Origin of the sequence: Stappia indica (assembly GCF_020177335.1) — a bacterium.
Lineage (GTDB): Bacteria > Pseudomonadota > Alphaproteobacteria > Rhizobiales > Stappiaceae > Stappia > Stappia indica_B.
Map to the genome: position 1 here is coordinate 1 of NZ_JAIVMG010000027.1, position 14,857 is coordinate 14,857.

Genomic DNA, 14,857 nt, shown 5'->3' on the forward strand with positions numbered 1-14,857 from the left:
CCGTCTGAAGGATTTCCGACGCGTCGCAACCCGCTACGACAAACTCGCCAGAAACTTCCTGTCCGCCGTTGCCTTGGCAACTCTCGTCGCGTTCTGGCTATGATTGAGTCTGGAGCCTAGGAGACAACGGCCCGGTCGTTCACCCTTCGCCACCCCGCCCCATCGGAAAAGGCAAGGACGGGTCCTCCGCTCTCATCGCTCACGAAGACAATCGCCCCCGCTCCGTGTTCCACCGCCGAGGGCAGACCGGCAACCGTGTAGCCCTTGACGCGGACAGGCCCGTAGACATCGAGCTTGGTGCTGGGCGTATGCGTCCCGATGCCCGTGAACCCCGTCGCGGCATCGAGCTTCAGATGGGCCCACTGCGTCACGCCGGCATGACGTGTGACGAAGGCGATGTTCGTATCGTCCTCGACGGCCCTCACATAGAAGTCGGCTGTCGCGGTTGTTTCGCTGTAACTCGAATAAAGAGCAGCGGTTTCGACATTGGCGTGCCGGAATGACACGTAGGAGCGAGCTCCGTTCACCATATCCGCGTTCAACAACAATCGAGGACTGCCACCAACACTGTATCGAGCAAATTCAATGCTCCCCCCATTGGCCAAGGTATACGTGAAATCTCCATTTGCCGGGTTGATATCAACAGCAGACCGGAAAACGGCGCCGTCCGCCGAGATCTTGATGCGAAAATGGTCGTCGCCGGCAATGCCGACCTCCGCCCGTCCGCTGTATCCGGTCTGGAACAGAAGCGACGCGGTGTCTGTCGCCGCCGCCTTGTTGAGCTTGAGCCGTTGGTCGGCGCCGTCATGTGTCAGCAGGACGGACTCGGAGCATACGACGAACCGTTCCCCTGTCGTGGGCGACGCATTGATGCCGAGCATGTCCGTCCCGGTCTTGGGCAAACTGCGCAAGTCGACCCATCCGCCGTCCGTGAAAACAACCACGCCGCCTTCATTGATCACCCAGGCCCGCCACCCCGGTGCGGGCGCATGGAAGATCCAAGCACCATCCCTCCATTCAGCCACCTCTCCCTCTTTCTCCGAGAACACGTCCGTCGCCCCGCCAGCAACGATAAAACGCTGTCCCGGGTCCGGTGCGGCCGGCGGCACCGCCGTGGCGCGACTGGCAACCGCCAGATGGACGAGCGCATCCGCGACAAGCAATGCTTCATTGTGGGTAACGTGCTTCTGCGCCTGTGCTGCGGACATCAACGGAAATGCGAGCCTGGTCGTCATGTCGCCCATATCGGATATCTCCCTCTCGTTCGAGAGGAGATAGGTTCTCACGACTATTCCCATAGAGGATATCTTTACAGGATTGTCTTGGCGACACGCTGCCGTAGCTCTCTCGACAAAGTGCGCGTCAAACGATAATACAGGTTCACCTTCCCCGGCATTTCCAACCCAAGCACTCCTAGGGTGGTCAAAATGATTTCCTGGCTAAAGCGCAAAGATCCCTTGAAGGAAGCCGAGCTGGCCCTCAAGGAGAACAACATCGAGCGCATGGAGAAAGCGGTTTCACTCCTTGGGAGAGTCGACAATCCATATGTCGAATCGCGTGTGAATCAGCTTTGCGGAGATCTCTTCAGACGAAACAAGAAGTTCAAGCGTGCAGCTTCCTTCTATTCGGCATCAAACTTGGCCAGACCCGATGGGAACAAAGCGGCTCTCTATGGGTTAGTAGAGTGCTTTCGCGAGACCCGAGAGCGCGACAATTTCTTTGAGGCTCTGGATGTGTACATAAGTCATCCTGATCTTCCGCCCATCCAGATCGCCCGCTGCGCCGTAGCCTCGGCAGAGTTTGACGATGTCCGAAAGACGCGAGAAATCTGTGCGATAATTGAGGACACTTCAGATCTGGATGCCCCATCCTGTATTGCACTGGCACTCTCATTTGCGATGATAGGAGATGAAGATAAGAAATTGATTTTCTCTCAAAAAGCGCGCGAGCTCGCCAGAGATGACAAGAAATTACTACTTGATATCTCTTCTATTTATTACCACGCAGCCGAATATTGGGAAGTCAGGTACTCTGGCCCCCAGGGTAAAAAAGCAGGTGTCGCAACTTCTTCTCATTCAGTAACTGCTTATGCTGAGAGGCTTAGCAGGGACACCACATTTCTGAACGCTGTTTTCGAGAAACACTTTCCGGAGAAGAGAATGTCCCGCACTCTCGACGCGGGTTGCGGTTCTGGCCGTCTGGCAGACTTTCTCATGAAATGGACTACCCACCTTGATGGAGTCGACATAAGTCGATCAGCGATCGATTTCGCAGAAAAAGAAAATTCGAACAAAGATAATATCAAATTTGAGACTATAGATTTACTTGAGATCGATTCAAATGAATCAAAATACGACCTTATCCTCGACTTCAATACCCTACAAACCTTTCCGAATGATCAAGAATGGGAAAATGCATTCAGGAAATATTCGGACCTTTGTGAAGAAGGCGGATACCTTGTGCTTGTTGAAGCCGATGGCTCCAAGGCACGGAAAACAAAAATCAATATATCGAGAAAAAGTGCCGAGGACTATATTTCATGCGCAAAAAACCTTGGCTTGGAACTGATCAATCATTCCAAAGCAGAATGGGGCGAGAATTTATTTATCTTCAAGAGATAATTAGTACATCCTCCCAATTGGGAGACCAATGTAATTATAGTGGTAAGGAAGCTCTCTGAAATCCTCCGGATCGCTATCAACCAGATGAGGAATCGGTTTCTTCTCAATCTTCTTCAATCCATAGTTCAAGCTTTTCAGGATATCGATGCACTCCAAACACCTTTCATGAGATGCGCCGTCTCTTGCAAGCAACTCGATCATGATATTTGGTTTGAAACGCCTAATCAATTGTTGTGCGCCTTTCAGGACATTCAGTTCATAACCCTCGACGTCAATCTTGAGGAGACTAACCCGCTCCAAACTCTCATCTGAGGCGTAATCATCAAGAGTTATTGATTTCAGAACACTCTTATTACTTCCATAACTCAACAAACTCCAACCACCAAGATTAAAATTTCTATCAACATCATTCTTTGTAACTTCAATACGCGACGACACCTCAATTTCGCCAGAGGACTCTGCAACGGCACAGCGATTAAGCTTCACATTAGACCAGTCATTTTCGGAAATGGTCTTTTCAAGAAGATCAGCGGTCAAAGGGTTCGCCTCGAATGCGTGCACCCTCCCAGAGTGGCCGATGAACATCGACATCATGGCGCTATAGTAACCGATGTTTGCCCCTACATCGATTACATCTGTATTCACCCTCACAAACTGAAGGATAAGAGCTGTCTCCGCCCACTCATGAATACCAGTCTTCCGGATAGCCTCAAAAAGGCGCTCTCCTTTTATACCGTATATCTTTGATCGGAATATATCTATGAAGTCGACTTCATAATTCTTGTTTTCATTTTGCATGTAAATTCTCTCTTCACGTCAAATGGCGATGTGCAGAACTTGCTCTACCACACGCTCGATCTGAGCTTCGGTCATTTCCGGATAGATTGGAAGGCTGACGATGCGTCCGGCGATCCGCTCCGTAGTGGGAAGGTCGCCGTCGCATTTCAGTCCCATCCCGGCAAGGGCCGGTTGCCTGTGAACCGGTACGGGATAGTGAATGCCCGCCGAAATTCCCTGCGCCTTCAGGTGATCGAGTGTCTTCTGCCTGTTGGCGACCTCGACGATATAGAGATGATAGACCGGTGCCGAGCCTGCCGGCGGCTCGATCACCTTGAAGCCCGCGGGCTTCAGGGCCGCGTCATAGCGCTCGGCGACGGCGCGCCGCGCGGCCGTCCATTCGTCGAGATGACGGAGCTTCACGTCCAGGATTGCCGCCTGCAGCGTGTCGATACGCAGATTGTCCCCAATGAGGTCGTGAAGGTACTTGTCCTGCCGGCCGTGGTCGACCAGCTTGCGGATCCTCTCGGCCACCGCCGGGTCGCGCGCCACGACCATGCCCGCGTCGCCATAGGCGCCGAGGTTCTTTCCCGGATAGAAGCTGTAGGTCCCCGCATCCCCGATGGTGCCGGCGGTCCTGCCGTTGCGGGTCGCCAGATGCGCCTGGGCGCAGTCCTCGACCAGCTTCAGGTCGTTGCGCCGCGCGATCTCCGACAGCGCGTCCATGTCGGCCATGCCGCCATAGATGTGCACGGGAACGATGGCCACCGTGCGCGGCCCGACGAGGCGTTCGACGCTCGAGGGGTCGATGGTGTAGTCATGCGCGCAAATATCGGCGAACACCGGAACGAGTCCTGCCAAAAGAACGGACTCCGCGGTGGCGAAGAACGTGTGCGAAGGCAGAATGACCTCCCCGCCGGCCGGAAGATCCAGCGCCTTGAGGGCAACGGTCAGGGCTGAGGTTCCGTTGGAACACCCGATCGCCTGGAAGGGGTCCAGTCCGTGTCGCGCGGCGAAGGCGGCTTCGAACGCGGCGACCTGCGGCCCCTTGATATAGGCGCAGCTCTCCAGAACAGCGCCGACCGCCTCCGCGATCTCGTCCTTTATGGACGCATACTGGGCCTTGAGGTCACACAGCGGAATCGTATCAGTCTGCATAGTCTGGAATATCCGATCTCTTGCGCGTCGGTCGTGCCGGCGAGCCGTGCGCGACCATCCCCGCAGGTATGTCGTGCGCCACCAGCGATCCGGCGCCGATCAGGGCTCCCTCGCCAATGGTGACACCGGGAAGGATCGTGACGTTGGCGCCGATGACGCAGCCCCTTCGCAAGCGCGGGCCAACGAGTTTCTCTTTCGCGCCGGCGCTTGCCGGATAGAGCGCATTGGTCAGAACCACATTCGGTCCGATCCACACATCATCTTCGATGACGGAGTATTCGGGTATGAAAACCTGCGAATGCACCCGCACGCGGTTTCCCAGCGACACGGAATGCTCCACCACCGAGTGGGTTCCGATGGAAACATCATCGCCAATGATGTTGTTTTCGCGAATGTTCGCGGAATTTCCGGACTGAAAGCGGTCTCCGATCCGGTTTCCCGCATAGATGATCGTGCCGGCGCGAACGACGCTCCCCGCGCCGATCACGGTCGTCGCGTCCCCGTTGCCGGTGCCGATCAGGCAGTAGTCCTCCACCCGGACGCCCTCGCCCAGGACAACATCCCCAAGCAGCCGCGCCGTCTCCGCGATCAACATTGCATCCTCACTTGCGGCCAAGCCGGGAGCGCCTTTGGTGGTATCTCAGGGCCACTTCGCGACCGGACTCGATCGACTCGTAAATCGCCGACAGCAGTTCGAGGGAGCGCCTGCCTTCCAGTCCGTCGACGAGCGACGGGCCCATGCCCCGGACCGCCTGGACAACGTTTTCGAGATAGGCCCTGTGACCGAAACCGTAGACATCCTTGGGATTGTCGTTGTGATCGGGACTGCTCGCAAGAATGTCCATCGCGGCCTTGTCCTCGAACTCCCAGGTCTTGACCTCATTGACGGCGAAGCCGCCGATCTCGACCGTGCCCCTCTCGCCCAGGATGGAGAGCGACCCTTCCAGGTTCTTGGGGCGTGCCGCGGTCGTCGCCTCGACGATCCCGATCGCACCGTTCTGGAAATCGATGAGCGCCGAGCCGGTGTCGTCGCATTCGATATCCGCCAGGGCGGCCCTGGAGCGGGCAAACACGCTCACAGGGTTCCCCAGGAACCACTGAAGCAGATCCACGTGGTGGCTGGCCTGATTGGCGAACACGCCGCCGTCCATGGCCCAGGTTCCCCGCCAGGCGTCCTGATCATAGTAGTGCTGATCGCGACGCCAGCGGACACGGACGGAGCCCATGACGAGCTTGCCGAAATGTCCCGCCTCGAACGCCTGCCGCAGAAGCTGGACCGGCCTGTTGTAGCGGTTCTGCTTCACGACGAAGAGCTTGACGCCAGCCGCGTCGCACGCCTCGATCATGCGGTCGGCGTCCTCCAGCGTCAGCGCCATCGGCTTCTCGACGACGACATGCTTGCCCGCGCGCGCCACTTCGACCACGTGATCCGCGTGATTTCCGCTCTCGGTCAAAACACAGACGACGTCGATCTCGTCGCCCGCTGCCGCATCCATTTCGGCAAAGGTATCGAACGACCGGACTGAGTAGGGATGGCAGAGGTCCCGCGCCCTGCTGCCTTGAGGATCACATCCGGCGACCAATTTGGCGCCGCGAATGGCGCCGCCCCCCAGAAGGCTCGCGTGACGTTCGGCAATGCGACCGCACCCCATCAAAGCAAAACCCAATTCCTCGGCCATCAAAATCCCTTCATTTTCTTTCAAGATCGCCACCCACAGGAAATTTAATGAATTCAGATCAGGATCTGAAAATAGAATTCAGCCTGAATGCACCTCTTTAATTCGATCAAGATCCTTCGTTTCATCTGATGCGCATTTCAACTGCGCCTCGACGCCGGACGGATTCATCTGTTCTTTAGGTCGAACAAGATCCCGCACTGCCTCGGACACGCATTTCAACTGCGCCTCGACGTCGAAAGGCTTCATCAGTCTTTCGAACTCGGCATCCCCGACATCCTCCGACATCGTCCGGTCCAACAGCTGCAACCATGTATCGACATTGTCGTCGGAGGCTAGCCATTTGGGCGGAAGGACTTCCTTCATTCCTCCACGCTCCGTCGAGATCGTCGGGGTCTTGCAGATCAGGGCCTCGAACACGACCCGGCCCGTGCCGCAGGGTATTTCATTCCCAAGGGGGAATAGAAAAACACGTGCATTTCGGTACATGCTGGAAAAGTCAGGCCCGTCGAAGAACGGCTCCACCCGCACGTTCGGAGGGAAGGGCTTTCCGTCTCCGCCGATGACACGAAATCGCCAGTCGGGACGACTAGTGGCCAACTGCCGAACAATCTCTCCACCACGCCATTTCGATGCATTGATCAAGAGGATTTCCGAGCGCTCTGCCAAAGGTCTGATCTCGGCAGCCCCAGGCGGCGGCGTCACGGGAACGTATGAGGTCGTGGCTTCGACGCCATAGAGCCGTTGCAGCACTTGAGCGACATAGCGTGCATTGGTGATGATTTTGAATGCGCCCGTATAGGCCGACTTGTACCGCGATTTGTTATTGTGAACCGGCGGTCGATCCAGCAGGTCGACATAGGGCTTGGGACAGACCTCCCCCCAGTCGCGCGGGAAAAAGATATAGGGCACATCCATCGCCTGGCAGACATGGGCGGCGGTGAGGCCCGCGCCGCCGTAGGTCAGCACCCCGTCGGGACGCCAGCCGGCAATCGTGGCTGCCAACGTATCCGCGAAGACATGGTGACCGGCCACCACATACCGGCACCGGTCCGTTTCATCCAGGCAGGCCTCGTCGGTCTTCTTGTTCTCGACAACGACCAGAACCTCGTACCCCTCCTCCTTGAGCTGCTGGACGATGGCCCGCGTTGAACGCTCGCCACCGCGCGGATTGTGCTTCTCAAGGTGATGATGCGCCGCAACGAGCAGCCGCTTCTTTCCCGAGATCGGAAGAGCGACACCGTTTTGCTGCAGAATGTCGGAGAGAGAGACAGCCTCGCCTGCCTGCTTCCGATGCCGTACATTCGCGAAAACGGCGAGTTCGCGCCCCTTGGTATCGCGGCAAGGCGCCGCCATATCGAGCCGTTCCCACATGCCGGCGAGAGGAGACGTGTCAGTCGCGTCCTTCTGCATGACGATGAAGTCGATCTTGCTCGCGACCGCCTCGTCCTTCAGTTCACCGGGCTTCAGGCAAAAGATATCGACATCCCTGTTGTAGGCGGCCAGTTCAACCGGTCGAGAGGCCCAGTCCCCGACGAGAGCGAAGGCCAGCTTCGCTTCCGGCGGGTCGAAGCGAGTGTGCGGCAACCTGTACGGCGTATCGTCCAATCTGGCCACGACCTCGGCGAGTGCCCTCGGCAGCGCAACGCCGAGCTCCTGCTTCAGCGTCGCAAGCGGGCCGCCCTCGCCCCGCGCCGCAACCAAGAGCCTATCCTTCAAATGCGCGGCATCCTGACCTTCTCCAAGGGAGGCCAACGCGCGCAAGGCAATGGTTGCTGCCTCGACCCAGGCGACGCGGTCCTTGGTAACCTCCTCATCGACATCCCATGAACGCCACAGGGCGACCACAATCTCCGCCTCACCGCGCGCAATGTGACTTCTGAGGAGGATGTTGCGCAACACCCACGGCCGCTGGACCCGCTCGATATCGTCGAGACAATAGGTGATCGCGGCATCGTAATCGCGCGCAACATAGGAGAAGCGCGCACGCTCGTAGCGCAGCTCATCGTCGACGCCGGCCGTCTGCACGCGCCAGTCGAGCAGTTGGCGTGCCCGATCCATGCGTTTGCGCGTGACCAGGGCCTTGAACGGATCGGACCATTTTCCGGAAAGATACGGATAGAGTGAAAAGGACTCGGCGGCGAATTGCGCTTGGTAAGAGTCCCGCACCAAGGTCCCGCGCCGCTCGACCTCCAGCTCTATCGCCGCCGACACGCTGTGGGCGGCATGGGTCCCACCAAGCCGGATCTTGTCAAGAACCTCCCGGAGCACCGACGCCAACGTGACATCGGACATGCACATGGGGGCATTGCAGGAGGTGAACTCCTTGCGGAACTGGCAGGGCGCACAAGCACGGGTGGACCGCATCACCGACGCCGAAGGCACCATCGGACCGTTCTTGAGAACCCCGGTCGGCCCGAAGATCACGACGGTGGGCACCTGAAGCGCATCGGCGATATGGAAGGCACCGCCATCCGCTCCGACGAACACGTCCATCTCGCGCAGACGCTCAATGGAGTCACGCAGTTTCAGGCCGGTCAGATCGATGCAGCCGGCGATCGCCTCTCCCGGTCCGCCCACACTGTGAGCGACGACGCCGACATCGGACAGTTCTTGCGCCAGTTGCGCAAAATGCGGCCATTGACGATTGCCCCAGACCGCTCCGCTCCGACCAGCCGCGATGGCAACCTTCGCACCGTTTGTCGGCTTCGGCGCGCTCGCACCGTTCGTGGGCTCGTCAAACCGGCGAACGAATGGGACGAGATCCGAATCCGTTTCCCGAGGATCGCATTCCAGAAGGTTGGCCAAGCCATTGAAGTAGTAGCGCGCCTCGGACATGTAGCGGGTCGTGCCGTAGAAATCGTAGACGGCACGCTGCGAGAGCACCCGCGGAGCAAGCGCAGGCATGGGCATCGCGCCCATGGTCGACGCCTGAAAGACGTAATCATAGCGGCGACCGCCCAGGCTTGCCTCGGCGTGATAGACGAGATTCACATGACCGCTCTCGCCGAACAGCTCATGCCCCACCCCAACCTTCGAGTGAATGCAGATGTCGATCGGCACGCCGAGTCGCGCATGCAGAAAGCGAATCAACGGCGTGGAGAGCAGCATGTTTCCGATGCCCGCCCCGATCATGAGCAGGAAACGGCGACCGAGGAAGGACAGCGCGCGATCGAGCCCCTGCTCCGCGGTCTCGCTGACCGCAACGCCGATCCGGAAGGTGTCTTCCAGCCAATGCTCGACCGTCACATCGGTCACGATCACCGAGGCGGCCCGGGTCAGAAGTGCGCGCCAGTCTTGTGCCCGTCCTTCGTCAGATGAGATCGCCTCTCGCTGGGCCCGCGAGAGGCCATCGAGATTAATGATCAGCGGCGCCTGAAGCCCGAGCAAGTCTAGCGGTTCGGACAGTTCCTTCCAACCGACGACGATAGGCGCCGCGGGATTGGCAAAAGATGCCCGGCGCAATCCGCCGGGCTGAATCCGTTCGCATCTGCTCGCCCTTGCAAGGGCAACATCGGCACACAGCACATAACCTACATCGACACCGGGAGCGGGATTCACACCCAGAACGGGCGGACGGGCCTCGCTGTTGTCCTCGACGTCGAAAACACGCTCCAGTGCCGGGCTTGCGGAGGATCCGTTCAGGCCCCCGGGCACGAACTGCGCATCCAATGCAAAAACTGCAACCTGCAAGGCTTCCTGAAGCGACGCCGACGCACCAGCCTGTTCGCAGGCCACCGCCAGATCCGCCGGCCGCAGGGCGATGGCATAGGCTTGCGAAACATCCGGCGCGGACTGAAACGGCTCGGATCCTGGCGCCGCCAGATAAGTCAGGCCAACGCTGTCCCGCGCCTCCCGCACGAGCGCGTCCACGGCCCCCGCATCGATTTCTCGTGACGCAAGCACGATGAAGCCGGATTGTCCGGTTTCCTTCAACACCTGCTTCAGAGGCGGGAAACCACCGTCGGCACAGACAACAAGATGCGCGTCTCGCGAATATGTCGAGGTATCGATCGCGCCGGCGAGAACATCGTCGAGTGCTGAGGGGACGTCCAACCTCGCCGCAGCCGCGACAGCACCGAGAGCAACCCTCATTTCAACACATTTGCGCTTGGATTCGGCATTGCCAGGCGCACTTTCCACCGCGAGACCATAGGCAAGTTCCGCAGCGGCAATCTGGCCGCGAGCCCGCAAGGCATCTCCGTATCGCAGTGCCGCCTGCGTCATCTTCGCCTGCGGATGGGACACTGCCTCTTCCGCATGTCCGACGGCCTCATCCAGCCGTCCGGCCATGCGGGCCGCGACGCTTTTCAGAACAGGGATCAGGGGCTCGCCGGGACAAGCCTTCGCCATGTCGGCGATCGCCGCATCGGCCTCGCTGAATTCCTGTCGGGAAAGGTGGATATAGACCCGCTCGCTCCAGAGACCCGCCTTACCCGGGTTACGGCGCAGGGCCGCGTCGAGAAAGTCCTCGGCCTGGAGCCGACTGGGGGATTTCAGATGCCGCCCCTCACCTTCCAGCGATGCCATGGCGATCGCGAGCCGATGAAGCAGGATCTCATTCTTCTTCACGGTCGCAATGGCCGGTCCGGCGAGTTCGCCAAGGCGCCTTGCTGCATCGGGGAGTTTCATCGCCTTAAGACAAGCCGTCATACGGTCGAGACTGCGCCGATCCCCCGGTTTCGCGGACAACAATGCGGCGTAGAGGTCGAGAGCCCTGGCGTGGTCCCCGGCGTCGAAGGCGGCATCCGCCTTCTGGCCCCCTCTGATCGTCGTTTCCACTGTATGTCGGGCATGTTCAACGATACCGCTGTGCACCGCGGAGCTGCTCGTTTGACGCATCCACGCGCCAAAGCCAGCCGTGGTCCCTCCCCGCCGCCGAGTGGTGAAAACGCTGAGGTCGCTCTCATCGAGCGCCCGGACGACCATCGTCGCCAAACGACCGCCCAGGGCATCAGGTCCCTGTAGACCGGAAGGAGCGAGCATGCCCTGCAGCATATAGAACCCCGATACCCGCCGGGGTTTGGTCAATGGCGACGACGACGGCCGCAAAGCCTCCACGCAGGCGTCGACCAACCGAGCCATGGCTCCAACAAGAGCTGCGTCCTCGACAGGTCTACTTCTAAGGAGGTCACCGATCATCCGGCCGGTCGAGACGGCGTACTCCGGCGACATCTCCTCCCTGCGCGCAACAACTGCCGCCGCCTCATCGATCGCTTCCAGCGGGCCGGGCGCTGCCGATGAAACGTTGCTTCCCAGCCCTGGCCGCCATCCGACATTTACCGATGCGCCACCGCCCTTGCGAATGCACGAATTGATAAGATGCGCAGCTTGAGTCGCTTTCGCCTTATCGTCGAGTTTCTTGCGCGCCAGAGCCTCCTGATACAGCCGGATACACGTCCGGGCATCGGCTCCGGACTTCGAAGCGGTCTCAACGCGAAGTCGCCAGCCTTCGTGGCGACGCGGATACACGCGAACAAGGACCCAGGACGCGAGGCGAGACACCCAGAAACGGCGGCTACGGATCCCGTATCGCGCAACCATCGGCAGCATCTTGATCACGAAACCTTCTCTCCCATCCCTACTCCCCGCAATCCTTTTCGCCGAGCCGGCTAAAAATTTCTGGCAAGCTTCGTTTCGTCACAGCCTATCGCATCTCCCCCCGGCGCACAGGCCTCGTTTCGTCGCGGGCCCCGCTCCCTATCGTACTTGCACGCCGGGCTATGTCTCCGTCCGACGCGTACCGCTCTTTCTGTCGGAGCCCGGGGTAGTCCGTTGCGCCAGGGATTACCACCCGGTCAAGACATCATCGCCATCTGGACTACCAACGCCATGCGGACCTAACCATTGGGCATGTCGAAAAGACGACATGCGCGGATCAACGTCGCCACCTGCGGGGCCCAACGCCTCATGCACGGACCGAGTCCCGCGAAAGAAATCCGCCCGTCGCGCAAGCGCCATTCAACTCCGAAATCGCGCAAACGATATGATAGAGCGAGCTTGCAGGCGACGGCTCGTTGACGAACCGGCCGTCCTCTCCCAGTTTATCGCGCCACAAGCCGGAAGGGGAATCCAGCAAAAACCTCTCCAGCGCGGCGACAGCCTGTCGGGCTGACGCCAAGTAGTGGACACGCTCTGCCCCCGAAGAAACACATGCAAGCGCAAGCGATGCCTTGACCCACTCGGTCTGTGCCCACAGCCGCGCGATCGGCACCCGCGGCGAAAAGTCGTCATTCAGTTCGAGGACGGCAACCTTCCGTCCGGGGCAGATACCCCAGGTTTCACCAATAGCGAACAATCGGCGGGCAGCGATTGCTGCATCCGCCCGCTTGCGCCGCTGCGACCAAAGAAGCGCAAGCCATGCCCACTCGAACTGATGCCCCGGTTCGACCTGGCGTCCGCTGTCGTCAGCCATGGGGTGCCAATCTCTGGCGAAGAACTCTTTTAGCGCCCCGGTCTGCGGGTCGACGAAACGGGCAAGAGCCAGTTCCATGATCTCATCGGCAACCCTGCTCCACGCAGTGTCGCCGGATATGTCTTCCCAGGCGAGGGCGGCCTCCAGAAGATGCATGTGCGGGTTGGCACGCAGAGGCAGGCTCGGCGGACAGCTCTCCTCAAAACCCGCTTGCGGATGCCGATACAGCGTTTCCAGACGATCGAGAAGTGCGCGTGCGACCGTTTCTAGCTCGGAACGGCGGTCGGGCAGCACCGCGGCGGCATGGGCCAGCGCGAACAGGGCAAAGGCCTGATTGTAGAGATCGAAGCGCGCATCAAGGAGCGAACCGTCTGACGCAACAAGATCGGCGAATGTCGCATCATCGAGCCGGAAATGGTCGAGATACCAGTCCAGCGCCCGGTTCGCGATCGCCGCCCAATCGCCATTCCAGCCAAGCCGCCCGGCCGCGATCACTGAGTAGATCTGTCGCGGCTGCACCCGCCCGCGGCGCGGAGCGATCACGGCATGCGGCCCGGCGCAATCAATCGCTTCCAGAAATGCGCCATCGGTGGGATCCACGCCAAGCCGGGTCCATTGCGGCATCGCATCATCTAACAACCATCGAGTGCTGCGATCAGATGCGGCGCACAGCCAGGCGATGTGCCCATCGTCACCCATAGAATACCTCCCCCACTCCAGCCTGCGTTGTACGCGCGTCACCTTACTCCTTCCCACGCCCTATCGCGACCCATGAGTCTCGTTGCAACAAACAGCGATACCTCTCAGGGAAATAACGCAGGAGAATATCGTGCAATACCATATGACCGATCAGATTAGAACGCCAAGTATTAGGCTCCAGACTCAATCATAGCCAGAACGCGACGAGAGTTGCCAAGGCAACGGCGGACAGGAAGTTTCTGGCGAGTTTGTCGTAGCGGGTTGCGCCGCGTCGGAAATCCTTCAGACGGCAGAAGGCGTTCTCGATTGTTCCCCGTCAGCGCTCATGGCACAGATTTGAGGTTGTGATTTAAGGAGGATTTGGGCTTCGTCGTAGTGACGAAGGAACGAAGATGAAGCCCAAATCCTCCAATACAAAATCGCCTGCCGAGCAGGTGGTTAAGGACATTCGCCGTAAGACCCGTCGGCACTTTTCCGCCGAAGACAAGATCCGCATCGTGCTCGACGGCCTGCGCGGTGGTGACAGCATTGCCGAGCTGTTGCCGGAGGGAAGGCATTGCGCAGAGCCTCTATTACATTTGTCCAAGGAGTTCATGGAGGCCGGCAAGCGTCGCCTGGCTGGCGACACCGCTCGTGCTGCGACCACCGACGAGGTCAAGGATTTGCGCCGTGAGGCTCGCGACCTGAAGGAATGCGTGGCCGATCTGACGCTGGAGAACCGCCTGCTCAAAAAAAGCATCACTGCGGATGGGGACGACGACACATGAGGTATCCCGCATCCGAGAAGCTGGAGATCATCCGGATCGTCGAGCAATCGCACCTGCCCGCCAAGCGCACGCTGGACCAACTCGGCGTTGCTCGCCGGACCTTCTACCGCTGGTATGACCGCTATCTCGAAGGCGGGCTGGAGGCGTTGGCAGACCGCCCATCGGCTCCGAGCCGGGTATGGAATCGCATCGGCGAGAATATCCGGCAACAGATCCTCGCGATGGCGCTGGAGCAGACCGACCTGTCCCCGCGCGAACTGGCCGTGCGCTTCACCGACGAGCGGCGCTACTTTGTGTCGGAAGCGACCGTCTACCGGTTGCTCAAGACCCACGATCTGATCACCAGCCCGGCCTATACCGTGATCAAGGCGGCAGAGGCGTTCCACACGAAGACCACCCGCCCCAACGAGATGTGGCAGACCGACTTTACCTACTTCAAGATTATCGGGTGGGGCTGGATGTACCTGTCGACGGTACTCGACGATTACTCCCGCTACATCATCGCCTGGCGGCTGTGTTCGACCATGTGCGCCAGCGATGTCACCGACACGCTCGACATGGCGCTGGCAGCCTCAGGCTGTGACCACGCCAATGTCCTGCACAGGCCGCGCCTTCTGTCGGACAATGTCCACGTGCTGTTGCGTCGTGAGGGGTGGACGATCAACATGAAGAAGACCCGTAGGATTTACAATGAGTTGGGACTGCAGCTCAGGAACAAGCAGCCCAAGCGACGGGTGAAGGCCA

At 59.4% G+C, this 14,857-nt stretch carries 8 protein-coding genes and 3 pseudogenes; 3 read left to right on the plus strand and 8 right to left on the minus strand.

The features are described from left to right. Positions 1 to 103: pseudogene (locus LC062_RS20820) on the plus strand (IS5/IS1182 family transposase); the annotation flags it as partial. A gap of 13 nt (positions 104 to 116) precedes the next feature. Here the strand turns inward: LC062_RS20820 and LC062_RS20825 are convergent. Continuing rightward, on the minus strand, positions 117 to 1,244 hold the full coding sequence (locus LC062_RS20825) for a DUF2793 domain-containing protein (protein WP_224913056.1): 1,128 nt from the start codon (positions 1,242 to 1,244) through the stop codon (positions 117 to 119). A gap of 183 nt (positions 1,245 to 1,427) precedes the next feature. On the opposite strand from LC062_RS20825, the gene LC062_RS20830 reads away from it, so the two are divergent. Then, on the plus strand, positions 1,428 to 2,621 hold the full coding sequence (locus tag LC062_RS20830) for a class I SAM-dependent methyltransferase (RefSeq protein ID WP_224913057.1): 1,194 nt from the start codon (positions 1,428 to 1,430) through the stop codon (positions 2,619 to 2,621). Here the strand turns inward: LC062_RS20830 and LC062_RS20835 are convergent, their stop codons facing one another. The 7 genes and pseudogenes from LC062_RS20835 to LC062_RS20870 all read right to left on the minus strand — a co-directional run. Beyond that, positions 2,622 to 3,419, minus strand: a complete 798-nt coding sequence (locus LC062_RS20835; protein WP_224913059.1) for an FkbM family methyltransferase — start codon at positions 3,417 to 3,419, stop codon at positions 2,622 to 2,624. 18 nt (positions 3,420 to 3,437) lie between these two features. Further along, the gene (locus LC062_RS20840) at positions 3,438 to 4,556 is read right to left on the minus strand and encodes a DegT/DnrJ/EryC1/StrS family aminotransferase (RefSeq protein WP_224913061.1); all 1,119 of its coding nucleotides are present in this window, start codon (positions 4,554 to 4,556) and stop codon (positions 3,438 to 3,440) included. After that, positions 4,546 to 5,148 (minus strand): acyltransferase, encoded by a 603-nt coding sequence (locus LC062_RS21435; RefSeq protein ID WP_318246125.1) that lies wholly within the window; start codon positions 5,146 to 5,148, stop codon positions 4,546 to 4,548. The genes LC062_RS20840 and LC062_RS21435 overlap by 11 nt, the downstream gene beginning before the upstream one ends. 10 nt (positions 5,149 to 5,158) lie before the next feature. Beyond that, positions 5,159 to 6,235 carry a Gfo/Idh/MocA family protein gene (locus LC062_RS20855; protein WP_224913063.1) on the minus strand — a complete coding sequence of 359 codons (1,077 nt, stop codon included), beginning with the start codon at positions 6,233 to 6,235 and terminating at the stop codon, positions 5,159 to 5,161. A gap of 78 nt (positions 6,236 to 6,313) precedes the next feature. Then, positions 6,314 to 11,785 (minus strand): glycosyltransferase family 9 protein, encoded by a 5,472-nt coding sequence (locus LC062_RS20860; protein WP_224913067.1) that lies wholly within the window; start codon positions 11,783 to 11,785, stop codon positions 6,314 to 6,316. 355 nt (positions 11,786 to 12,140) lie between these two features. Next, entirely contained in the window at positions 12,141 to 13,346 is a 1,206-nt protein-coding gene (locus LC062_RS20865; protein ID WP_224913065.1) for an AGE family epimerase/isomerase, read from the minus strand. 187 nt (positions 13,347 to 13,533) lie between these two features. Then, positions 13,534 to 13,662, minus strand: a pseudogene (locus tag LC062_RS20870) (IS5/IS1182 family transposase); the annotation flags it as partial. Positions 13,663 to 13,738: 76 nt separating this feature from the next. Between LC062_RS20870 and LC062_RS20875 the strand changes: the two are divergent. Then, positions 13,739 to 14,857 (plus strand): annotated as a pseudogene (locus LC062_RS20875) (IS3 family transposase); the annotation flags it as partial.